18 protein-coding genes are annotated in these 21959 nt (G+C 73.3%); 8 read left to right on the top strand and 10 right to left on the bottom strand.

Features of this window, described 5'->3' with window-relative positions:
- Positions 1-11: 11 nt before the first annotated feature.
- The 5 genes from nrfD to AYX06_RS12295 all read right to left on the bottom strand — a co-directional run bounded on the left by nrfD (position 12) and on the right by AYX06_RS12295 (position 7653).
- Positions 12-1106, bottom strand: coding sequence for an NrfD/PsrC family molybdoenzyme membrane anchor subunit (gene nrfD / locus AYX06_RS12270; RefSeq protein WP_062736009.1), 1095 nt, complete (start codon positions 1104-1106; stop codon positions 12-14).
- Entirely contained in the window at positions 1103-2101 is a 999-nt protein-coding gene (locus tag AYX06_RS12275) for a 4Fe-4S dicluster domain-containing protein (RefSeq protein WP_062736010.1), read from the bottom strand. The genes nrfD and AYX06_RS12275 overlap by 4 nt, the downstream gene beginning before the upstream one ends.
- Positions 2101-5439: a formate dehydrogenase gene (gene fdh, locus AYX06_RS12280; RefSeq protein ID WP_232319304.1), complete on the bottom strand. Its 3339-nt coding sequence runs from the start codon at positions 5437-5439 to the stop codon at positions 2101-2103. The genes AYX06_RS12275 and fdh overlap by 1 nt, the downstream gene beginning before the upstream one ends.
- 96 nt (positions 5440-5535) lie before the next feature.
- Positions 5536-6855, bottom strand: a complete 1320-nt coding sequence (locus AYX06_RS12290) for a heparan-alpha-glucosaminide N-acetyltransferase domain-containing protein (RefSeq protein WP_084271611.1) — start codon at positions 6853-6855, stop codon at positions 5536-5538.
- Positions 6856-7149: 294 nt separating this feature from the next.
- Complete coding sequence (locus tag AYX06_RS12295; RefSeq protein ID WP_062736013.1) at positions 7150-7653, bottom strand: MarR family winged helix-turn-helix transcriptional regulator; 504 nt, start codon at positions 7651-7653, stop codon at positions 7150-7152.
- Between the two features lie 255 nt (positions 7654-7908).
- Here AYX06_RS12295 and AYX06_RS12300 point away from each other — a divergent pair, with 255 nt between their 5' ends.
- The 8 genes from AYX06_RS12300 (at position 7909) to AYX06_RS12335 (ending at position 16672) form a co-directional block, all read left to right on the top strand.
- Positions 7909-8361 (top strand): hypothetical protein, encoded by a 453-nt coding sequence (locus AYX06_RS12300; protein WP_062736014.1) that lies wholly within the window; start codon positions 7909-7911, stop codon positions 8359-8361.
- A 318-nt stretch (positions 8362-8679) separates the two neighbouring features.
- Entirely contained in the window at positions 8680-10314 is a 1635-nt protein-coding gene (locus AYX06_RS12305) for a peptide ABC transporter substrate-binding protein (protein WP_062736015.1), read from the top strand.
- Positions 10315-10436: 122 nt separating this feature from the next.
- Positions 10437-11360, top strand: a complete 924-nt coding sequence (locus AYX06_RS12310; RefSeq protein WP_062736016.1) for an ABC transporter permease — start codon at positions 10437-10439, stop codon at positions 11358-11360.
- On the top strand, positions 11353-12330 hold the full coding sequence (locus tag AYX06_RS12315; RefSeq protein ID WP_084271612.1) for an ABC transporter permease: 978 nt from the start codon (positions 11353-11355) through the stop codon (positions 12328-12330). Before AYX06_RS12310 ends, AYX06_RS12315 begins: the two co-directional genes overlap by 8 nt.
- The gene (locus AYX06_RS12320; protein ID WP_062736017.1) at positions 12327-13385 is read left to right on the top strand and encodes an ABC transporter ATP-binding protein; all 1059 of its coding nucleotides are present in this window, start codon (positions 12327-12329) and stop codon (positions 13383-13385) included. The genes AYX06_RS12315 and AYX06_RS12320 overlap by 4 nt, the downstream gene beginning before the upstream one ends.
- Positions 13378-14409: an ABC transporter ATP-binding protein gene (locus tag AYX06_RS12325; protein WP_062736018.1), complete on the top strand. Its 1032-nt coding sequence runs from the start codon at positions 13378-13380 to the stop codon at positions 14407-14409. The genes AYX06_RS12320 and AYX06_RS12325 overlap by 8 nt, the downstream gene beginning before the upstream one ends.
- 209 nt (positions 14410-14618) lie before the next feature.
- The gene (locus tag AYX06_RS12330) at positions 14619-15872 is read left to right on the top strand and encodes an NRAMP family divalent metal transporter (protein ID WP_371860078.1); all 1254 of its coding nucleotides are present in this window, start codon (positions 14619-14621) and stop codon (positions 15870-15872) included.
- Complete coding sequence (locus AYX06_RS12335) at positions 15869-16672, top strand: putative hydro-lyase (RefSeq protein ID WP_062736019.1); 804 nt, start codon at positions 15869-15871, stop codon at positions 16670-16672. Before AYX06_RS12330 ends, AYX06_RS12335 begins: the two co-directional genes overlap by 4 nt.
- 8 nt (positions 16673-16680) lie before the next feature.
- Here the strand turns inward: AYX06_RS12335 and AYX06_RS12340 are convergent, their stop codons facing one another.
- From AYX06_RS12340 to AYX06_RS12360, 5 genes are all read right to left on the bottom strand, one after another.
- On the bottom strand, positions 16681-17376 hold the full coding sequence (locus tag AYX06_RS12340) for a GntR family transcriptional regulator (protein ID WP_062736020.1): 696 nt from the start codon (positions 17374-17376) through the stop codon (positions 16681-16683).
- Between the two features lie 75 nt (positions 17377-17451).
- Positions 17452-18402, bottom strand: coding sequence for a helix-turn-helix transcriptional regulator (locus AYX06_RS12345; protein ID WP_062736021.1), 951 nt, complete (start codon positions 18400-18402; stop codon positions 17452-17454).
- Positions 18403-18451: 49 nt separating this feature from the next.
- On the bottom strand, positions 18452-19396 hold the full coding sequence (locus AYX06_RS12350) for a helix-turn-helix transcriptional regulator (RefSeq protein WP_062736022.1): 945 nt from the start codon (positions 19394-19396) through the stop codon (positions 18452-18454).
- A gap of 109 nt (positions 19397-19505) precedes the next feature.
- Entirely contained in the window at positions 19506-20081 is a 576-nt protein-coding gene (locus AYX06_RS12355; protein WP_062736023.1) for a hemerythrin domain-containing protein, read from the bottom strand.
- Between the two features lie 148 nt (positions 20082-20229).
- A complete protein-coding gene (locus AYX06_RS12360) occupies positions 20230-21957 on the bottom strand; it encodes an acetyl/propionyl/methylcrotonyl-CoA carboxylase subunit alpha (RefSeq protein WP_062736024.1) in 1728 nt (575 codons plus the stop codon).
- Positions 21958-21959: the final 2 nt, after the last annotated feature.

The following is a 21959-nucleotide window of genomic DNA, read 5'->3' on the forward strand; positions in this document are numbered from 1 at the left end:
GCGCCGGGCGCTCAGCCGGCCGTGGTGATCGAGTCGTCGACGACGCCGGCGGCCCGCCGGGCGGCCAGGCGCGCCTTCTGCGGCTCGATCGTGTAGCGGGGGTCCTGGGCCGAGTGGATCCCGGCCTCCAGCACGCCGAACCGCGTCAGTGCGGAGGAGGTCAGCAGCGCCAGGCCCGACACCGCGGCGACCGCCCGGTGCCGTCCGCCCAGCAGCGTGCCGAGGCCACCGGCGACCGCCAGCCGCTCGCTCCACCGCAGCATGGTCCCGGCCGGTCCGTGGTGCAGCGGCTCGGCCGCCACGGGGTGCATCCGCCGCTCCATCAGCTTCGTGGCGACCAGCTCCCCGGCCACGCCCAGCACGGCGAGCCGGCGGGCGGGGCCGGCCTGGCCGACCGACGTGGTGACCATCGCCAGACCGCCCGAGGCGAGGCTCGCCGAGCTCACGAAGACGAACGCCAGGTGCTCGCGGGCGTCGTTCCAGGTGGGGGTCGCCGTGTCGGAGAGCAGGACCGCGGTGTAGGCGGCCAGCGGCCCGGCGAACACGGCGGCCTCGACCCCGGCCGGTCCCTCCACCGCGCGCAGCACCGGGCGCAGCGGCCCCAGGGGCAGGCGCGCCCCGGTCATCCGGTCGACCTCGGCCACGGCCGCGGTCCCCATGCCGGCGCCGAACGCGCTGAGGATCCAGGAGCCCACGCTCATGGGGGACGTCACCTTGAACGTGCGCAGCATGTTGAAGAAGCGCTCCGGCCGGCCGAGGTCGGCGACCAGGGCCACCGCGCCGGCGCCGAGGGCGGCCACCGAGCCCAGCCGGGCGTTGCGGCGCAGCTCGTCCCGGCCGGTGAGCTGACCGCCGAGGGCGAGCAGCGCCGAGCCGCCGGCCACGCCGCCGAGGAACAGGTACGCGGCGACCTCGTGGCCCCACGGCGCCGGCTTGACCACCGGCCGCCCGTAGTAGGACGTGAACTCCGCCTCCGGGACCATCGGCGTCTCGCGCGAGCCGTCGCCCCCGCCGCCCTGTCCGGGGCCTCGGCGGCGCGGGCCGCTGCGCCGCCGGCGGCGCGGCTGCTCGGGGGGACGGTAGCTGTCGAACTCGGAGAGGCTCACGAACGGCCTCCCGCGAAGGCCACGGCGGCGGCGGCGAGCATGCCCGCCGCGGCCAGGCCGGCCCGCCGGTACATCTGGGGCAGGTCGGCGGTCGGCACCCGCGGGTCCGGCGGCAGCCCGTACACCTCCGGCTCGTCGAGCAGCAGGAACACCGACCCGGTGCCGCCCACGCCGTCGAGCTCGTTGGCGCCGTAGAGCCTCGCCTCGGTGCGCCCCTGGGCGTGCAGCTCCGCGACCCGCTCCCGGGCCTGGTCCACCATGTCGTCGTGCTCGCCGTACTTGATGGAGGTGGTGGGGCAGGTCTGCGCGCAGGCGGGCGTCTGGTCGTCCACCATGCGGTCGTAGCACAGGGTGCACTTCTGGGCGATGCCCACGTTCGGCACCTCGGGCCGGGCCCCGGGCTGCTCGCCCCGCTTCGTGCGCGGCGCGGCCGTGCCGTCGGTGCGCCGCTCGATCACGCCGAACGGGCAGCCGGCCACGCAGGTGCCGCACCCGTTGCACACGTCGTCCTGCACCACCACGGTGCCGTGCTCGGTGCGGAACAGCGCTCCCGTGGGGCACACGTCGAGGCACCCGGCGTGCGTGCAGTGCTTGCAGACGTCGGAGGACATCAGCCAGCGGAACTCCTCGGTGTCCGGCGGGGTGGTGTCCTCCGCCGCCGTCCGCGGGCGCGTCTCGGGGGGCCCGACCTTGGGCATGCCGAGGCTCACGAGCTTGCGCCCGGACTCCCGGGCCTCCTCGATGCGCTCGCTGTCCTGCTCGACGAACGCCACGTGCCGCCAGGTGCTCGCGCCCAGGGAGCCGGTGTTGTCGTAGGAGGACTCCAGCAGCCGGAGGTCCCCGTCCTGGGGGTTCTGGTTCCACTCCTTGCAGGCCACCTCGCAGGCCTTGCAGCCGATGCAGATCGAGGTGTCGGTGAAGAAGCCCTTCCGCGGGTGCTGGTGCTCCCAGTGCGCGTCGGCGGTGGGGTCGGTCGGTCCGGCCAGCTGGCCCATCAGTTCTCCCTCAGGGGTTCGGTGCTCGGATCGGTGGGCGGGTCGACCCGGGTGTTGCCGGTCGCCACGGTGGCGCCCGCGCGCGCCTGGTAGTCCGCGACGAGCTCGAGCAGCGCGGCGCCCTGCGGGCGGCGGCCCGGCCGGATGTGGCAGGAGCCGACCTTGGAGTCCTGGATCTGCACGTTGGGCTCGAGCGTGAGGCCCAGCAGGTCGTTGGCGGAGTCGCCGCTGACCACCGCGTCGTCGCCCACACCCCAGTGGTAGGGCAGCCCGATCTGGTGCACGGTCCGTCCGCGCACCACCAGCGGGGTCATCCGGTCGGTGACGAGCACCCGCGCCTCGATCGCCGCCCGCGGCGAGACGATCGTGGCCCAGCCGTAGGGCTCCAGCCCGCACTCGGCGGCGAGCTCGGGGGAGACCTCGCAGAACATCTCCGGCTGCAGCTCCGAGAGGTACGGCAGCCACCGGCTCATGCCGCCGGCGGTGTGGTGCTCGGTGAGCCGGTAGGTGGTGAACACGTAGGGGTACACGTCCGCTCCCGGCTCCCCGGCGCTCGGGGCGCTGAGGTTGTCCGGGCGGGCGAACAGCACCCGGGACGGGTTGCGCTGCTGGGTGTACAGGGCGTTGTCGACCGGCGACTCCTGCGGCTCGTAGTGCGTGGGCAGCGGCCCGTCCAGCACACCCTTGGGCGCGTAGAGCCAGCCCTTGCCGTCGGCCTGCATGATGAACGGGTCGTCGCCGGCCAGTGCGGCCGCGCCCCCGGCGTCGGGGTCCGGACGGGTGCCCGGGGCGAGGTGGAGCGGGAAGTCGGGCACGTCGTCCCCGACCCACCGGTCCTGCTCCTCGTCCCACCACACGAGCTTCTTGCGCTCGCTCCAGGGCCGGCCCTCGGGGTCGGCCGAGGCGCGGTTGTAGAGCAGGCGGCGGTTGGCCGGCCACGCCCAGCCCCACTCCAGCGCGGCGGCGTCCTGCTCCTGGCCGGGCCGGCGCAGGGCGGCGCGGTTGACGCCGTCGGCGTAGACCCCGGTGTAGATCCAGCAGCCGCCGGAGGTCGAGCCGTCCGCGCGCATCTCGGTGTACGACGACAGCGGTCTCCCGGCGTCCGGGCCGGTGAGGTGACGGCCGTTGATCTCGGCCAGCACCGCCTCGGGGTCCGGCTCGCCGTGCTCGTCCACGGGGTAGTCCCAGGTGAGATCCAGCAGCGGGCGGTCGCGCTCGTCGTCGGAGCCGGCCAGCTGCTCCCGGATCCGCCGGCCCAGCTCGAAGAAGAACTGCAGCTCGCTCTGGCACTCGCCCGGCGGCGCCACGGCCTGGTGGCGCCACTGCAGCAGCCGCTGGGTCTGGGTGAACGTGCCCGACTTCTCCACGTGCGTGGCCGCGGGCAGGAAGAACACCTCGGTCTCGATGTCCTCGGTGCGCAGCTCGCCCGAGGCGATCTCCGGGCCGTCCTTCCACCAGGTCGCCGACTCGATGAGGTTGAGGTCGCGCACCACCAGCCACTTGAGGTGCGACATGGCCATCCGCTGCATCCGTCCGTTGGAGGAGCCCACCGCGGGGTTCTGGCCGAGCAGGAAGTAGCCGTCCACCTCGTCCTCGAGCATCTTCGTCAGCGTCTGGAAGGTGCCGTGGGCGCCGGTGAGGCGCGGGAGGTAGTCGTAGGCCCAGTCGTTGTCCGCGGTCGCGGCGTCCCCCCACCAGGCCTTGAGCAGGCTGGTCGTGTAGGCGTCGGCCTCGGCCCAGTAGCCCTTCTGCTTCTTCGACGCGATCGCGGCCAGGTAGTCCTCGAACGTGTCGTGGGTGCCGGCCACCGGCATCGGCAGGTAGCCGGGCAGCAGGTTGAACAGCGTGGGGATGTCGGTCGAGCCCTGGATGCTGGCGTGCCCGCGCAGGGCCATGATGCCCCCGCCGGGGCGGCCCATGTTGCCCAGCAGCAGCTGCAGGATCGAGGCGGTGCGGATGAACTGCGCGCCCAGACTGTGCTGGGTCCAGCCGACGGCGTAGGCGAAGCAGGTGGTCCGATCGCGCCCGGAGTTCTCGGTGACGGAGCGGGCCAGGTACGCGAAGTCCTCCGGGGAGATGCCGCACACCTCCTGCACCATCTCGGGGGTGTAGCGCGCGAAGTGCCGCTTGAGGATCTGGAACACCGTCCGGGGATCCTGCAGGGTGTCGTCGCGCTGCATGCGGGCGTGCTCCATGGGGGCGCCGCCGCTGCCGAGCTGCTGGCCGGCGGCCTCTTCCACGGCCTCTTCCGCGTCCTCGGCCCCGTCCTCGGGGTCGCCCTCGGGCGCGTCCACCTTGCCGTCGTCGTTCCCGGAGCCGTCCTCGTTCTCGGCGTAGGCCCACGTGGACATGTCGTACTGGCCGGTCCCGGGGTCGAACCCGGAGAACAGCCCGTCGAGGTCCTCGGCGTCCCGGTAGTCCTCGTTCACGATCGTGGCCGCGTTGGTGTACGCCCGCACGTACTCCTCGAACCACAGGTCGTGGGCGAGCACGTGGTTGATCAGCGCGCCGAGCAGGACGATGTCCGAGCCGGCCCGGATCGGGACGTGCTTGTCAGCGACGGCCGAGGTGCGGGTGAAGCGCGGGTCGACGTGGATGATCCGGGCGCCGCGCGCCTTGGCCTCCGTGACCCACTGGTAGCCCACGGGATGGCACTCGGCCATGTTGGAGCCCTGGATGACGATGCAGTCGGCATTGGCCATGTCCTGCAGGGACTGCGTCGCGCCACCGCGACCGAACGAGGCTCCCAGACCGGGAACCGTGGCGGAGTGTCAAATACGGGCCTGGTTCTCGATCTGGATCGCTCCCGCGGCGGTGAAGAGCTTCTTGATCAGGTAGTTCTCTTCGTTGTCCAGCGTCGCGCCGCCCAGTGCGGCGAGGCCCATCGTGCGGCGCAGCGGCCGGCCCTGCTCGTCGGCGTCCTGCCACCCGCTGCGGCGGGCCTCGAGGACGCGGTCGGTGATCATGTCGACGGCGGTGTCCAGGTCCAGGTGCTGCCACTCGGTGGCCCGGGGCGCGCGGTAGAGCACCCGGGTCTGCCGGCCGGGCGCGTTGACGAGCTGCTCGCTGGCCGAGCCCTTGGGGCAGAGGCGGCCGCGGGAGATCGGCGAGTCCGGGTCCCCCTCGATCTGGACGACCTTCTCGTCCTTGACGAACACCCGCTGCCCGCAGCCCACCGCGCAGTACGGGCACACGCTCTGCACCACGCGGTCCGCGGTGCTGGTGCGCGGGGCCTTCTCCCGGGTGCGCTCGGAGGTCACGGCCGGGCCGCGACCGAGCAGGTCGCCCGAGCGCAGCTGCCGGACGACCGGCCATTCCAGAGGACTGAACCGTGCCATGGGAGGAGCATAGCCCGCCGGACCGCACTGTGGCACGGAACACGCCGATCGGACCGCTCCGTCCCGCTCCGCCCGGGGCCGGACGCCCGGGGGCGCTCAGCGCGGGGGGCGGGCCTGGGTCGTCGCGGCCGGACGGGGACGTCCGCCCAGGACCAGGCGGCGGGTGCCGCGGACCGCGGCCGCGACCGCCCGCTCGAGCGGGCCCTGGCCGAACCACTTCTGCCACAGCACGGCGAAGCCGGCGGCCACCGCCAGGTGCACGGCGAACCAGGGCACGGGGTGGTCGTAGTGGACCGTCGTGGCCAGGGCGAGCAGGTGGGCCGAGTACAGGGTCAGGGTGCGCCCGCCCATGGCGCCCAGGGTGGTCCACAGCGGGTTCGCCCGGGCGAGCAGCAGGAAGGCCCCCAGCACGGCCAGGCCGGTGCCCAGGTCCATGAGCAGCGTCACCGGCGTGTTGCTGTGCGGGCCGGCCGTCAGCAGCCACCACCAGGTGGAGGTGGGCAGGTCCGGGCTCGGGCCCCAGATCAGGATCTCGTCGATCTGGTCCTCGTTCAGCCAGGGGGTGTGCCGCATCAGCTGGTCGTAGCCGCCGGCCTGGAGGACCAGCAGCCAGTAGGTGAACCACGCGCCGAGGGCCAGGAGCACGCCGACCAGCACGATCCGGACCTGCACCTGGACCTCGTGCAGGTCCAGGCGGCCCAGGAGCAGCCCGGCGCAGAGGTAGCTCAGGTACGGCACGGCGGGGTAGGTGCCCGTCAGCAGTACCTGCGCCAGGAACGCCCCGGGGTCCGCCGCCAGGCTGCCCAGGGTCGGGTTGACCGCCGCGGGCTGCGGCAGGGCCGGTCCCAGGGTGTGCACGAGCAGGGGGCCGGCGACCGCGAGGACGGCCGCGCCGGCGGCCAGGCTCCGGCGCCGCAGGCCCAGCAGGGGGACGGCCAGCAGGAAGAACGCCCCGTAGTAGACGAGGATGCCCAGGGCCGGGGCCGGGGAGGGCATCAGCTCGTTGATGCCCAGCCCGACGGCGGCGATCAGCAGGGCGCGGACCACGAGCCCGGCGCGCGTGGCGGTCAGCTCCCGTCCGCGGTGCGGGGTCCGTCCACCGGAGGAGAAGGCCAGGCTGAGCCCGGCGAGCAGGGCGAACAGCGCCGCGGCGCGGCCGCCGAACAGGGTCCACTGCACGGTGGGCGCGAAGGTCTCGGGGTCGTGGGCGGGCAGGATGTGGACGGCGATCATGCCGATCAGGGCCAGGCCGCGGGCCGCGTCCACGGCGACCAGGCGGGGCCGGCGCCCCGCCCTGCGCGGCGTGCGGTCGACGCCGGTCGTGGTGGGGTGGGCCGTGGTGGCGGCTGTCGCGGTGGCGCCGGTCGTGGTGGCGCCGGTCGTGAGGGCGGGGGGAGCGTCGGACGGTGCGGTCATGGGGATCTCCGGGGGGCGGGGAGCGCGGGGGCGGTGGCCGTGGTCGGCGGGGGGCCGACGGCGCGGGGGGGGCCCGCCTGCGGGGATCCGGTGGGTCGTGCGCGGTCCTCCGACCGGTCCCGGGGGTGCGGGACCGGCCCGGTGGTCGGCGGGCTGGAATGGGAGGTCCGGTCCGCCGGTGGTCCCGAATCCCCCTCGGGCCCCTTCGTACCCTAGGAGCCGCGCTACGCCCTGTCCACCCCAGAGGGGATGGTGTTGTCGCAGGTCACAGGGGATTTCCCCGCGTCGGGCCGGTCAGTCGCCGGACGGTCCGCCGCCGTCCACGGCGTCCCGCATGCGGCGCAGGAAGCCCACGACGACCTCAGCCTGCTCGGGGGTGAGGCTCTGGGCGGCGGCCATCATGCGCTCGTGCACGGCGGCGAGGGTGGCGCGCACCTCGCGGTCGGCGCTCTCGGTGGCCGTGACGATCAGGGCCCGCCGGTCGGTGGGGTGCGGATCCCGGCGGACGTGCCCGCTCTTCGTGAGCCGGTCCAGCAGCGTGGTGGTCGAGGCCGAGGAGATGCCCAGCCGGGCCGCCAGGTCCCGGGGGCTCATCGTCCGGCCGGTGCGGGCGGCCTCCAGGAGGTGGCGGAGGGCGAGCAGATCGGTCTCGCCCATGCCCATCTCGCCGCGGGTCCGCCGGCGCATCCCGGTCTCGGCGGCGCGGTACGCGCGCAGGGCCTCCAGCACCTCCACGGCCGCGCGCGAGGCGTCGTCGTCGCCGTACCAGTAACCCGATGACGTGGTGGGTGTTGGCATATTGTTCACCGCACCTCCTGGAAGAGCGGGGCAGGCGGATGGTGGAATGGAGTCAGCCTCCCGGTCGCACGGCCGGGACGGGTCCCGGACCCCGGGGCGGTGGTCGCCCGGCGCCCGCTCTCCGATCGTAACAACCACCGTGCTGATAGCTAGACTTTCTAGTTTTTTTCGGATTGCATGGAGCACGCGGCGGGAGCGCCGGCTCCGCCCGTGCCCCTGGCCGGGGTGGCAGCAGCAGGACTCGAGGAAGGTTCGATGATGAGCAAGGCAGTGTCCCCGCAGTCGGCGGCCCGGTCGACGGATCTCGACCCCACCCCCCTCCTCCCGCTCTCCCCGGAAGCCCCGGCCGCCGCCGGGGAGCCTCCCTGTTGCCACGAGGAGCTCGTCCAGAGCGTCTTCACGGCCGCCGGAGAGGTCGAGAGCGCCGAGTGGGCGCTGGACCGGGCGCTGGACGAGGCGGCGGGCTCCGACGACGAGATCGGTGTCGGCTTCGACGTCGCGCCCGTCGACGGCACCCTGGAGACGGCGCGATGGGCTCTGGACCAGGCGACGAGCGTGCTGCACGCCCAGATCCGCGCGGCGTCCCGGGCCGGGGTCCCGGTCGCGGTCCTCGCCGAGGCGTCGGCGCTGGGGGCGCACGAGCTGGCCGCCGTGCTGGACACCGCGGACGCGGCGACGGCACCGACCGTCCTGCCGACCGCCGGCTGACGTCAACGGCTGACGTCAACGGCAGGCTTCACCGGCCGCCTTCACCGCCGTCCGGCGGTGAAGGCGGCCGCCCCTTTGTTACAGGTGAGTAACTGATACTGCCGGTTCCTGTTTCATCGGGCGTGTCAGCGCTGATCGGGCGGGCCGACACCATACATTTCTTCCTGGGCACGACGGACGGTGATCTCCGTCACGTCGGACCCGGGAGCTCCGTGCTCCCCGACGAGCGAGCTCAGTGCTCGCCCCGGCGCGGCCCCGTCTCCCCGGAGTGCGAACCCAGCACTCCCGGCGGGCCCGTATCGACCCATGGAGGAAACGATGAGAACGAAGCGGATCGCGGGCGCATCAGTGGTGCTGACCGGATCGTTGCTGCTCACCGCGTGCGGTGGGGGAGACGGCGGGTCGGGCGACGCCGCCGCCGAAGAGGGCGGCGGCACCTTCAGCGTGTACATCGGGGAGCCCGAGAACCCGCTGATCCCGGGCAACACCAACGAGACCGAGGGAGGGCAGATCGTCGACGCGCTCTGGACCGGGCTCGTGGAGTACGACCGGGAGACCAACGAGGCCGCCTACACCGGGGTCGCCGAGTCCATCGAGTCCGAGGACCAGAAGACCTGGACCGTCAACCTCAAGGACGGCTGGACCTTCCACGACGGCACCCCGGTCACCGCGCAGAGCTACGTGGACACCTGGAACTACGTGGCCAACAGCGAGAACGCCCAGGGCAACTCCTACTTCTTCGCCAACGTCGAGGGCTACGAGGACCTGCAGGCGGAGGAGGGCAAGAAGCCCGCCGCCACCGAGATGTCCGGCCTGCGCGTGGTCGACGACCAGACCTTCGAGGTCACCCTCACCGACCCCTACGCCCAGTGGCCCACCACGGTCGGCTACACCGCGTTCTTCCCGATGCCCCAGGCCTTCTTCGACGACCCCGAGGGCTTCGGCGCGCAGCCGATCGGCAACGGCCCGTTCAAGGCCGACGAGGCCTTCCAGGACGGCGTGGGCATCACCCTGGCCCGCTTCGACGAGTTCGGCGGCGAGGAGCCGGCCAAGGCCGAGGGCGTGGAGTTCCGCGTCTACACCGAGATCAACACCGCCTACAACGACCTGCAGGCCGGCTCCCTCGACGTCATGGACGAGCTGCCGCCGGACGCCATCGCCTCGGCGGAGGACCAGTTCGGTGAGCGGCTCAAGACCCAGCCCCAGGGCGACATCACCTCGCTGGGCTTCCCGACCTACGACGAGCGCTTCGCCGACCCGGAGGTCCGCCAGGCCTTCTCGATGGCGATCGACCGCGAGGCCATCACCGAGTCCATCTTCCAGGGCACCCGCACCCCGGCCGCCTCGTTCGTCTCCCCGGTGGTGGACGGCTACCGCGAGGACGCCTGCGAGGCGTGCGAGCTGAACGTGGAGGAGGCCAACCGGATCCTCGACGAGGCCGGCTTCGACCGCTCCGAGCCCGTGGACCTGTGGTTCAACGCCGGCGCCGGCCACGAGGAGTGGATGCAGGCGATCGGCAACCAGCTGCGCGAGAACCTGGACGTCGAGTACCAGCTGCGCGGTGACCTCCAGTTCGCCGAGTACCTGCCGCTGCAGGACGAGAAGGGCATGACCGGCCCGTTCCGCTCCGGCTGGGTGATGGACTACCCGGTCATGGAGAACTTCCTCGGGCCGCTGTACTCGACCTCCGCGCTGCCGCCGGCCGGGTCGAACTCCACGTTCTACAGCAACGAGGAGTTCGACGCCCAGGTGCGCGCCGGCAACAGCGCCGCGTCGATCGACGAGGCGGTCCAGGAGTACCAGAAGGCCGAGGACATGCTGATCGCGGACATGCCCGCGACCCCGCTGTTCTACCGCGTCACCCAGTACGCGCACTCGGAGAACGTCAGCGACGTCTCCGTGAACGCCTTCCAGCGCGTCGAGGTCGAGGACGTGGTCGTCGGCTCCGAGTGATCCGTCCCGGGCTCGGGGCGCCCCCTGCGGGGCGTCCCGAGCCCGTTCCGTTCGCGCGACACCCTCGCGCACCACCCGCGCGACACCCTCGCGCACCCCTCCGCACACAACCAAGGAGACCCATGGGGCGGTACGTCCTCCGTCGTCTGCTGCTGACCATCCCGGTGCTGCTGGGCGCATCCCTGCTCATCTTCGCCATGGTCTACGCGCTGCCGGGCGATCCCATCCGAGCGCTGGGCGGGGACCGCCCGCTCTCGGCAGCGGTGCAGGCGCAGCTGCGCGCCGAGTACAACCTCGACGACCCGCTGCTGATCCAATACGTGAAATACCTGGCCGGCCTGGTGCAGGGGGACTTCGGCACCGACTTCTCGGGCCGGCCCGTCCTGACCACCATCCTCGACCGGCTGCCCGTGACGATCCGGCTGGCCCTCGTGGCCGTCGGCTTCGAGATCCTCATCGGCATCCTCGCCGGCGTCCTGGCGGGCCTGCGCCGCGGCTCGTTCTTCGACAACCTGGTGCTCGTCTCGACCACGGTCGTGGTGTCCATCCCGGTGTTCGTCCTCGGCTTCCTGGCCCAGTACGTCTTCGGCGTGCGGCTCGGCTGGTTCCCGATCGCCGGCCTCACGGACGGCTGGTACAGCTACATCCTCCCCGGGCTGGTGCTCGCGGCCCTGTCCCTGGCCTACGTGGCGCGGCTGACCCGCACGAGCCTCGCGGAGAACCTGCAGAGCGACTACGTGCGCACCGCACGGGCCAAGGGCCTGAGCGAGACCACCGTGGTCGGCAAGCACGCGCTGCGCAACAGCCTCATCCCGGTGGTCACCTTCATCGGCGCCGACCTCGGCGCGCTGCTGGGCGGGGCCATCGTCACCGAGTCGGTGTTCAACATCCCCGGTCTGGGCCGGGCGGTCTACGACGCGGTGCTGCGGCAGGAGGGCGCCGTCGTCGTCGGGATCGTGACCCTGTTCGTGTTCTTCTACATCTTCTTCAACCTGGTGGTCGACGTCCTCTACGCCGCCCTCGACCCGAGGATCCGCTATGAATGAGTCCCGCACGGAAATTCTCGAGGAGCCCACGCACGAGCAGGGCGTGCACCGCGAGTCCTTCTCGGACCGCGTCGACGACCGCGCCGAGGAGATCGCCTCCGCGGCCGCCGGCGGCGACATCGAGCAGGCCGGCCTGTGGCGCGACGCCTGGCGGCAGCTGCGCCGCAACCCGTTCTTCATCGTGGGGGCGCTGCTGTTCCTCGTCTTCGCGCTGATGGCGGTCGCCCCGCAGGTCTTCACCTCCGTGGACCCGCGGGAGTGCAGCCTCTCCCGCTCCGGGGGCGCGCCGCAGGCGGGCGCGCCCTTCGGCTACGACGTGCAGGGCTGCGACTACTACGCCAACGTGGTCCACGGCGCCCGGGTCTCGCTGTCCATCGGCTTCCTGGCCGTGCTCGGCACCCTGGTGATCGGCGTGGTGGTGGGAGCGCTGGCCGGCTACTACGGCGGCTGGATCGACTCGGTGCTGGCCCGGGTCACGGACATCTTCTACGGGCTGCCGCTCATCCTGGGCGCCATCATCCTGCTGTCCGTGCTGCCCGAACGAGGAGTACTGGAGGTCTCCCTCGCCCTGATCGCGTTCGGCTGGATGACGGCGATGCGCCTGGTCCGCTCCAACGTGATCGGCGTCAAGGAGGCCGACTACGTCCAGGCGGCGCGGGCGCTGGGCGCGGGCACCGGCCGGATCATCACCAAGCACATCCTGCCCAACGCGATGGCGCCCGTGCTCGTGTACTCCACGATCGCCGTGGGAACGATCATCGCCTCCGAGGCGACGCTGACCTTCCTGGGCGTCGGCCTGCAGCTGCCCGAGATCTCCTGGGGCCTGCAGATCAACGCGGCGCAGAACAGGCTCCGGGACGCCCCGCACCTGATCCTGTTCCCCTCGCTCTTCCTGTCCCTGACCGTGCTCGCGTTCATCCTCATGGGGGATGCGCTGCGCGACGCCCTCGACCCGAAACTGCGCCGATGACACCCTCCCACCCCGCACCCGCCCCGTCCCCGGCGGCCTCCGCGCCCGCGGAGCCGCCCGTCCTCGAGGTCGACGACCTCGCGGTGGAGTTCCGCTCCCGCCGCCGCACCGTCAACGCCGTCAACGGCATCAGCTACTCCGTCCGCGCCGGGGAGACCCTCGCCGTCGTGGGCGAGTCCGGCTCGGGCAAGAGCGTCAGCGCCCAGGCCGTGATGGGCATCCTCGACATCCCGCCCGCGCGGATCACCAGCGGAGAGATCCGCTTCCGCGGCGACGACCTGCTGGCGATGAGCCGCAAGGAGCAGCGGGCGGTCCGCGGCCCGGGGATCGCCATGGTCTTCCAGGACGCGCTGTCCGCCCTCAACCCCGTCTTCACGGTGGGGCACCAGATCGGCGAGCTGTTCCGCGCCCACCGCAGGGCGTCCCGCGGCGAGGCCCGCGAGAAGGCCATCGAGCTCATGGAGCGCGTGGGCATCCCCGCGGCCCGCGAGCGCGTGGACGCCTATCCGCACCAGTTCTCCGGGGGCATGCGCCAGCGGGTCATGATCGCCATGGCGATCGCCCTGGACCCGGACATCCTGATCGCGGACGAGCCGACCACGGCGCTCGACGTGACCGTGCAGGCCCAGATCATGGACCTGCTCGGCGAGCTGCAGCAAGAGACCGGGATGGGGATGATCCTCATCACCCACGACCTCGGCGTGGTCAACGAGGTCGCCGACCGGGTGGCCGTGATGTACGCCGGGAGCATCGTGGAGAACGGCACGGTGGACGAGGTCCTGGCCAAGCCGCTGCACCCGTACACCCAGGGGCTGATGGCGTCGATGCCCAGCCTCGAGTCCCACGGCGACCGGCTGCACCCGGTGACCGGGACCCCGCCCGACCTCTCCGCCGTGCCCAGCGGCTGCGCCTTCCACCCGCGGTGCCCCCTGGCCCGGTTCGGGCGGGCGGCGGCCCCGGGCAAGGACTGCGCGGCGGACGTCCCGGTCCTGCGCGAGGTCGTCCCCGGCCGCACGGCCGCGTGCCACTACAGCGAGGAGCTCGAGCATGAGTGAGTCACAGCCCACGACGACGGACGCCCCGCTGCTGGAGCTGCGCGACCTCACCAAGCACTTCCCGCTCACCCAGGGGATCGTGTTCCGCAAGACCGTGGGGCAGGTGCGCGCCGTCGACGGCGTGAGCATGACGCTGCACCCGGGGGAGACCCTCGGGCTGGTCGGCGAGTCCGGCTCCGGGAAGTCGACGGTGGCCAAGCTGGTCATGGGCCTGGAGCGGCCGACGGCCGGGCAGATCCTGTACAAGGGCCGGGACATCACCGCGATGTCCGCCCGCGAGCTGCGGGACTACCGCCGCAACGTCCAGATCATCTTCCAGGACCCGTACTCCTCGCTGAACCCGCGCATGACGGTGGGCGACATCGTGGCCGAGGCCTGGGACGTGCACCCCAACTCCGTGGCCCGGAAGGACCGCGGGGCCCAGGTCCGGGAGCTGCTGGAGCGGGTGGGCCTGCGGGCCGACTACGCCAACCGGTATCCCCACCAGTTCTCCGGCGGGCAGCGCCAGCGCATCGGGATCGCCCGGGCGCTGGCCCTGCGCCCGGAGGTCATCATCTGCGACGAGCCCGTCTCCGCCCTCGACGTGTCCGTGCAGGCCCAGGTGATCAACCTGCTGCAGGACCTGCAGGACGAGTTCGGGCTGTCCTTCCTGTTCATCGCCCACGACCTCTCCGTGGTGCGCCACCTCAGCAACCGGGTGGCGGTGATGTACCTCGGCAGCGTGGTGGAGACCGGGGACCGGGACGCGATCTACGAGCAGGCCGCGCACCCGTACACGCAGGCGCTGCTGTCGGCCGTGCCGGTCCACGAGCCGGCCCTGCGCGGGTCCCGGGAGCGGATCATGCTCAGCGGCGACCTGCCCAGCCCGGCGAACCCGCCGTCCGGCTGCCGGTTCCGCACGCGCTGCTGGAAGGCCCAGGACGTCTGCGCCGAGGAGGCGCCGCCGCTCGTGGACCGGGGCCAGGGGCACCCCTCGGCCTGCCACTTCGCCGAGAGCCGCGACCTGGTGGTGGGCACGGCGTAGCCGGGCGCACCACGGGCAGGGCCCCGGCCGCACACCGCGGCCGGGGCCCTGCCCGTCCCCGGGTGCCGGGCTGCCCGGATGTCGGCCCGTGACCACCCCTGGCCAGATTGTTCAACAATCACTACACTGGCGGGAAAGTGACCGCGGCCACATCCCGGGTGGTCGGCGCCGCGTGCCGGCGCAGGTCGCACCCGTCCCGAGGAGGACGCATGTCCAGCTCCGCCCCCGCCCCGTCCGCGCCCGAGGGCCACGGGCCCGTCACCGGCCCCGCGGCCATGCGGGCCGTGAACCGCTCCGCGCTGCTGGGAGCCCTGTTCCTGATGGCCACGAGCGCCATCGGGCCCGGCTTCATCACGCAGACGGCCAACTTCACCGTCCAGCTCGGCGCCGCCTTCGCGTTCGCCATCGTCATCTCCATCGTCGTCGACATCGCCGTGCAGCTGAACGTGTGGCGGATCATCGGCGTCTCCGGGCTCAAGGCCCACGAACTGGGCAACCGGGTGCTCCCCGGTCTGGGCTGGTTCATCGCCGCGCTGGTGGCGACCGGAGGCCTCGTGTTCAACATCGGCAACACCGCCGGCGGCGGTCTCGGCCTCAACGCGATGCTCGGCCTGGACGCCACCTGGGGCGGCATCATCACGGCCGTGATCGCGGTGGGCGTGTTCGTCAGCAAGCGCGCCGGCGTGGCCCTGGACCGCATCGTGGTGGTCCTCGGCGTGGTGATGATCCTGGTGACCGGCTACGTCGCGTTCGTCTCCCGGCCCCCGGTGGGGGAGGCCCTGCGCAACGTGGTGCTGCCCGAGGACGTGAGCTTCCTGGTCATCACCACCCTGATCGGCGGCACGGTGGGCGGCTACATCACCTACGCCGGCGCCCACCGGATCGTGGACGCCGGGATCACCGGCGTGGACAGCGTCAAGCAGATCTCCCGCAGCTCCGTGGTGAGCATCGTGCTCACCGGCGTGATGCGCTTCCTGCTGTTCCTGGCGATCCTCGGCGTGGTCGCCGGCGGCGCGCAGCTCACGGGGGAGAACCTGGCCGCCCAGGCCTTCCAGTCGGCGGCCGGTGAGGTGGGGCTGCGCCTGTTCGGGATCATCCTGTGGGCCGCGTCCATCTCCTCGGTCATCGGCGCCGCCTACACCTCGGTGTCCTTCCTCACGACCACCCGCACGAGGCCGCGCACCCGCAACCTCCTGACGATCGCGTTCATCGTCGTCTCCGCCACGGTGTTCGCGCTGCTGGGCCAGGCCCCGTCCACGCTGCTCATCGTGGCCGGTGCGGTCAACGGGCTGATCCTCCCGCTGGGCTTCGCCGTGCTGCTGTGGGTGGCCTGGCGCCGGCAGGACCTGCTGGGCGGCTACGCGTACCCGAAGTGGCTGGCGCTGCTGGGCACCGTGATCTGGCTGCTCACCATCTACCTGGGATACCAGTCCCTCAGCGGCATCGCCGCGCTGTGGTCATGAGCGCCGCGGCCGGGCCCGCGGAGCGCTCCGCCCTGCTCCCCGCACGTGCCCGCGAGCTGTTCCGCGGCGGACTGGTCACCCCGACGGCCGGGTGGTGCGACGGCTTCGCCCAGGCGAACCTCATGGTCGTGCCCCGGGACTGGGCCTTCGAGCTCCTGCTCTTCGCCCAGCGCAACCCCAAGCCCTGCCCGGTCCTGGCGGTGCTCGACGCCGGTGAGGTCAGCGGCCCCGTGCTCGGGGACGGGGACGTCCGCACCGACCTCCCGCTCTACAGCCTCTACCGGGAGGGCGAGGCGGCGGGCACGCGGACGGACGTCCTCGACGTGTGGCAGGACGACTTCGTGACCTTCGCCCTGGGCTGCAGCTTCACGTTCGAGGCCGCCCTGCAGGAGGCGGGGATCCCCGTGGCCCACATCGATCAGGGCGTCAACGTCCCGATGTACCGCACGAGCCTCCCGTGCGAGCCCGCCGGCCGGCTCTCCGGCCCGCTGGTGGTCTCCATGCGGCCGATCCCGGCGGACCGGGTGGCCGACGCCGTGCGCATCACCTCCCGCTACCCCGCCGTGCACGGGGCGCCCGTGCACGTGGGCGCCCCGGGGGAGCTGGGGATCCGCGACCTCTCCGCCCCCGACTACGGGGACGCCGTGCAGATCCCCGCGGGACACCTGCCGGTGTTCTGGGCCTGCGGGGTGACGCCGCAGGCGGCGGTGCTCGAGTCCGGGGTGCCGGTCGCGATCGGGCACGCTCCCGGCCACATGCTGGTCACCGACGTGCCCAACTGGCGCTACCAGGTGCCCTGAGGGGCCGGTCAGCGCGCCCCGGGGCCCTCCAGGACGGTGAGCAGCTGGTGCCGGGAGTCCTCCAGGTACCGGTGCATCTGCACGGAGGCCTCCTCCCGGCAGCCCCGCTCGAAGAGCTCCAGGATCCGGGCGTTGCGCTCGATGTAGGGGGCGTGGAAGGACGGGTCCTGGCGCATGGAGAAGAAGACGAGCCGCAGCTCCGCCAGGATCCGGGACATCAGCTCGTTCTGCCGCACCGAGCCGGCCAGCTCCACCACGGTGCGGTGGAAGCGCTGGTTCGCGTCGGCCATGCCGCCGACGTCTCCCCGCCGGTGCGCGGCGCGGCCCGCCGCGACGGCGGCGTGCAGGCCGGGCTGCGGGCCGGGGTCCGTCCAGCGCAGCGCCGAGGTCTCCAGCGCGAGCCGCACCCGGTAGATCTCGCGCACGTCGTCCGGGCCCGGCCGGGCCACCGAGACACCGCGGTTGGGGATCCGCTGCAGCAGGTTCTCGTTGCCCAGCACCGTGAACACCTCGCGCAGGGTGTTGCGGGAGATCCCGAGCACCTCGCTGACCCGGGCCTCGGAGAGCCGGGTGCCCGGGGGGAGCCGACCGGCCATGATGCCCTGGCGCAGGACGCCGGCGGCCCAGGAGGTGGCCTCGCCCTGCGGGGCGGGCCCGGCCAGGCCGACGGCGGTCAGCAGGAACTCGTTCTCCACGGTGTTCATCAGGACACCATCCTGACATCCCCGGCGGCGGCCGCGGCCCTGCGGGCGCGGGGCGGGACCGTGTCCCTGCCGGCGTCAGCTGTCGAGCGTGCGCCGCGGTGGGACGCCGTAGACGGCGCGGTAGGCCGCGGCGAAGCGGCCGGGGTGGGCGAAGCCCCACCGCAGGGCGATCTCCCGCACGGTGGCGCCGGCGGTCGGGTCGGCGCGGAGCAGGTCGGTGTGGGCGGCCGCCAGCCGGGTGCGCCGCAGGTACTGCGTGGGCGTGAGCCCCAGCGGGTGGTTCGCCCGGAAGGCCCGCACCAGGGCGGGGGTGGTCGTGTCCGCGGCGCGGGCGGCGTCGTCGATGCTGATCGGCAGCGAGGCGTGGTCGTCGAGGAACTGCACCGCGATGCGGTACCGGCGGGCCTGGGCGGCCATCGACAGGGTCCGTTCCACCGGGTCGCCCAGCAGCGGGAAGCACTCGAGCATCGCCACGGCCAGGTGCCGGGTCAGGTTCGCCCGCACCAGGTCCGCGGCGAAGGCCTCGGAGGCCACGGTGTCGCGCACCAGCCCGGCCAGGCCCGTCCAGTACCGACCCAGCCGGGGGCTCACCGGGGCGGCGGAGCCGAACGCCACGGACAGGCCCTCCGTGCCGTAGACCGTCTCGGCGACCGACTGCAGCAGCGCGGGGGCGAGGTTGACGTTGGTGACCTCCAGGGCCCCGCCCACGATCAGCGCGGGGTGGCCGGGACGGAAGAGCACCGGCCGGCCCAGCCCGCTGCCGCTCTCGTCGCTGGTCCGCCAGTCGTAGCGGGACGCCGCGCGCACGTCGGCGACCCCGAAGACGTCCGTGTCGCCCCAGGAGGAGAACGGCCCGCCCAGGTCCAGCTCGACGACGGTGAGCTGCCCGTCGCCGTCCTGGCGCTGCCGGTAGGAGAAGCCCGGAACGGTCGGGTCGAAGGAGAACCGCACCCCGATCTCGTGGAACAGGGCGGTCACGGCGTCCGGCTCGGTCGCCGTGGCCTCGCGGCGGAACACCGGGCTCATGCGATCTCCCTCGGGGTCGGTGGACGGTGCGGCGCAGCGGTCACGGCGCTCACCGGTGCAGGGTGCGCGCCGGGTGCTCGCCGTGGACGGCCCGGTAGTCGTGGGCGAACCGGCCCGGGTGGGCGAAGCCCCAGCGGGCGGCCACGGCGCGCACGGTGGTCCCGGCCAGCGGGTCGGCGGCCAGCAGGTCGTCGCGGGCCCCGGCCAGGCGGGCGCGGCGCAGGTACTGCGTCGGGGTCAGGCCGAGCTCGCGCACGAAGGCCCGCTGCAGGCCGCGGACGGACAGGTGGGCGGCGGCGGCCACGTCGGCCACGCCGATCGGCCGGCCCGCGTTGTCGTCGATGAAGGCCACGGCCCGGCGCACCGTCGCGGGGAGCGGTCCGGCGCCGTCGGAGCGGGGCTGCGTCGTGGCGTAGGTGGTGGGGAACGTCTCCAGCAGGGCGCAGGCCAGGGACTCGAAGGCGGCCCGGTGCAGCAGCGGGTTGCCGAGGGTCGCCGGGTCCGGCAGCAGCGTCCGGCGGAACCAGGCCTCGACGCGGGTCCAGTGCCGCAGCATCGCCGCGGAGCGGGGTGCCGTGCCCGTGGGGACCAGCCGGAACCGGCGGCCCGTGAGCTGCTGGGCGAAGGTCTCGGTGGCGGGCAGGTCCAGCAGGACCGCCGAGATGTCCAGGGACGTCCACCCGGCCCGCCACGGCCCCGGGGGATAGAGGAACGCGGCCGTCGTGGGGAGGGGCTCCCCGCGGTGGGCGGCCCAGTAGCCCGCCCCGGAGGCGGAGCCGACCGCCAGCTGCCCGGTGGTGTCGACGGTGGAGACCGCGGCCGCGGTGAACACCGAGTGGCCGCAGGTGATCAGGGGCGCCGTCACGGCGTCGAGGCGCAGCTGGACGGCCCGGTCCGCGGCGCCGCGCAGGGACAGATCGGGGAAGAACTCGTGGAGCGCGGACTCGGCCTGCCCCAGGTCGCACGTGGCGACCCTCGTGCGCCGCACCGCCATGGCCGGTTCCCGTCTGCTCGGCGGACATGTCCTCCCCAGTGTAGGAACCCGGACGTGTCCACGACAGGGGGGACGCGGGCGGGCGCCGCACCGGCGCCCGCCCGGCGGGTCAGCCCGTGTGCCGCCCCGTGAGCTTGTCCCGGAGCCGGTCGACCATCCCGACGCCCGGTCCGATCGTCTTGTGGAACAGCTCCGAGTGCGGTGCGTGCGGGTGCGGCCGGGTCGGTGCGAGCTTCTTCGCGGTCTGCACCTTCTCGCCGAGCTCCACGAGCGTGCCGGCGGGGATGCCGGCGCGCAGCTTGGGGAACTGGTCGGACTCCTCGTCGTCGATGTGGTGGCGCAGCTGGGCCTCCAGCTCCCCGACCAGGTCCAGGAACTCCGGCCCGGACGCGTCGGTGTCCTCCAGCTTCTTCATCACCTGCACGATCTCGTCGTGCTCGCGCTTGTCGTGCTCGACCTCCTCCGCGCCGTTGGGCACGTGCTTCTCCACGGCGGGGTAGACGTACATCTCCTCGGCGACGGCGTGGCGCATCACCTCGGCGATCACGGTGTCGGCCAGCTCCCGGCGCCGGGCGGGCTCGGGCGCGTCCTTGATCTGCCCGATCAGCTCGAGCATGTCCCGGTGGTCGGCGGTGAGGATGTCGACGACATCCGTGCTCTGTCCTGCGGCGGGGGTCTCGGTCATGGGACGTCTCTCCTTCGAGTCGTGGGTGGCCGCTCGCCCAGCCGCGGGGCCGGAGCCCGCGCCGTCCCCGCGGGGCGACGTGCTGGGTGCTGTCGACGATAGGCCACCCGGGCGCCGGGCGACCAGGTCCGCCCGCGGATGACGGCGCTCAGTCCAGGCGGGCGAGCACCTGGTCGGCGGCCACGGCGTCCCCGGGGCCGGCCGAGAGCTCCCGGACGGTCCCGGCGCGGGGGGCGGTCAGCCGGGACTCCGTCTTCATGGCCTCGAGCACGGCGAGGTCCTGGCCGGCCTCCACGGTGTCCCCCTCGGCGACCAGCCACGAGACGAGCGTCCCCGCGAACGGTGCGGTGACGGCGCCGTCGTCGGCCGCGGGAACGGGGCCGGGGGCGCCGCCCCCGGCCGGGGCGGAGCCGAGGGCGGCGGCGAGGGCGTCGGGGATCCCGATGCGCATCCGCCGCCCGTCCACGTCCACGGTGAGGCGGGTGCGTCCCTGCTCGCCCGCGCGGGCGTAGTCGGTGTCCGGGGTGAGCCGGTCGGCGAACTCCTCCTCGATCCACGTGGTCCACACCCCGAGACCGTCGCCGCCGGCGAAGGCGGGGGCGTCCAGCACCGCGCGGTGGAAGGGGATCGTGGTGGCCACCCCGTGCACCTGCAGCTCCCGCAGCGCGGTGCGGGCCCGCACGAGGGCCTGCTCGCGGGTGGGGGCGCTGATCACCAGCTTGAGCAGCAGCGAGTCGAAGGAGGTGGCCACCCGGGTGCCGCGGTGCACCCCCGAGTCCACGCGCACCCCCGGGCCCGTGGGGGTGTCCACGGCCTCGACCGTCCCGCCGGAGGGCAGGAAGCCGCGGCCCGGGTCCTCGGCGTTGATCCGGAACTCCAGGGCGTGCCCGCGCGCCGGCGGGGTCTCGAGCATCGGCAGGGGGTCCCCGGCGGCGACGGCCAGCTGGGCGCGCACGAGGTCCACGCCGTAGACCTCCTCGGTGATCGGGTGCTCCACCTGCAGGCGCGTGTTGACCTCCAGGAACGAGATCAGCCCGTCCTGGGCCACCAGGAACTCGGCGGTGCCCACCCCCACGTAGCCGGCCTCCCGGAAGATGCCCTCGGCGGCGGCGGCGATGCGCTGCCGCTGCTCGTCCGTGAGGAACGGCGCGGGAGCCTCCTCGACGAGCTTCTGGTGGCGGCGCTGCAGGGAGCAGTCCCGGGTCCCCAGCACGACGACGTGGCCGTGGGCGTCGGCCATGACCTGCGCCTCGACGTGCCGCGGCCGGTCCAGGAACCGTTCCACGAAGCACTCGCCGCGCCCGAACGCGCTCTGCGCCTCGCGGGCGGCCGAGACGAAGGCGTCCTCGACCTGCGCCAGCTCCCGGACCACCCGCATGCCGCGGCCCCCGCCGCCGTGGGCGGCCTTCACGATCACGGGCAGCCCGTGCTCCTCGGCGAAGGCCCGGGCGTCCGCGGGGGACTCGACCGGCCCGTCGCTGCCGGGCACGAGCGGGGCGCCGGCCCGCCGGGCGATCTCCCGGGCGGCGACCTTGTCCCCCAGCAGCACGATCGTCTCGGGCGAGGGCCCGATCCAGGTGAGGCCGGCGTCCATCACCGCCCGGGCGAAGTCGGCGTTCTCGGAGAGGAACCCGTAGCCGGGGTGCACGGCGTCGGCCCCGCACCGCTGGGCGACGGCGAGCACGGCCTGCGCGTCCAGGTAGGTCTCGGTGGCCGAGACGCCCTCGAGCGCGTAGGCCTCGTCGGCCAGCAGGACGTGCGGGGCGTCGGCGTCGGGGTCCGCGTAGACGGCGACCGAGGTCAGGCCCGCCTCCGCGCAGGCGTGGACGACGCGGACGGCGATCTCCCCGCGGTTGGCGATCAGGATCTTGCGCACGG

This window comes from Kocuria turfanensis, assembly GCF_001580365.1.
Taxonomy (GTDB): Bacteria; Actinomycetota; Actinomycetes; order Actinomycetales; family Micrococcaceae; genus Kocuria; species Kocuria turfanensis.

Bases quoted from the DNA above. Each gene is read 5' to 3' on its own strand.
- AYX06_RS12275 (WP_062736010.1), bottom strand. From the start codon at position 2,101: ATGGGCCAGCTGGCCGGACCGACCGACCCCACCGCCGACGCGCACTGG.
- AYX06_RS12290 (WP_084271611.1), bottom strand. From the start codon at position 6,855: ATGACCGCACCGTCCGACGCTCCCCCCGCCCTCACGACCGGCGCCACC.
- AYX06_RS12295 (WP_062736013.1), bottom strand. From the start codon at position 7,653: ATGCCAACACCCACCACGTCATCGGGTTACTGGTACGGCGACGACGAC.
- AYX06_RS12300 (WP_062736014.1), top strand. From the start codon at position 7,909: ATGATGAGCAAGGCAGTGTCCCCGCAGTCGGCGGCCCGGTCGACGGAT.
- AYX06_RS12305 (WP_062736015.1), top strand. From the start codon at position 8,680: ATGAGAACGAAGCGGATCGCGGGCGCATCAGTGGTGCTGACCGGATCG.
- AYX06_RS12310 (WP_062736016.1), top strand. From the start codon at position 10,437: ATGGGGCGGTACGTCCTCCGTCGTCTGCTGCTGACCATCCCGGTGCTG.
- AYX06_RS12315 (WP_084271612.1), top strand. From the start codon at position 11,353: ATGAATGAGTCCCGCACGGAAATTCTCGAGGAGCCCACGCACGAGCAG.
- AYX06_RS12320 (WP_062736017.1), top strand. From the start codon at position 12,327: ATGACACCCTCCCACCCCGCACCCGCCCCGTCCCCGGCGGCCTCCGCG.
- AYX06_RS12325 (WP_062736018.1), top strand. From the start codon at position 13,378: ATGAGTGAGTCACAGCCCACGACGACGGACGCCCCGCTGCTGGAGCTG.
- AYX06_RS12330 (WP_371860078.1), top strand. From the start codon at position 14,619: ATGTCCAGCTCCGCCCCCGCCCCGTCCGCGCCCGAGGGCCACGGGCCC.
- AYX06_RS12335 (WP_062736019.1), top strand. From the start codon at position 15,869: ATGAGCGCCGCGGCCGGGCCCGCGGAGCGCTCCGCCCTGCTCCCCGCA.
- AYX06_RS12340 (WP_062736020.1), bottom strand. From the start codon at position 17,376: ATGAACACCGTGGAGAACGAGTTCCTGCTGACCGCCGTCGGCCTGGCC.
- AYX06_RS12345 (WP_062736021.1), bottom strand. From the start codon at position 18,402: ATGAGCCCGGTGTTCCGCCGCGAGGCCACGGCGACCGAGCCGGACGCC.
- AYX06_RS12350 (WP_062736022.1), bottom strand. From the start codon at position 19,396: ATGGCGGTGCGGCGCACGAGGGTCGCCACGTGCGACCTGGGGCAGGCC.
- AYX06_RS12355 (WP_062736023.1), bottom strand. From the start codon at position 20,081: ATGACCGAGACCCCCGCCGCAGGACAGAGCACGGATGTCGTCGACATC.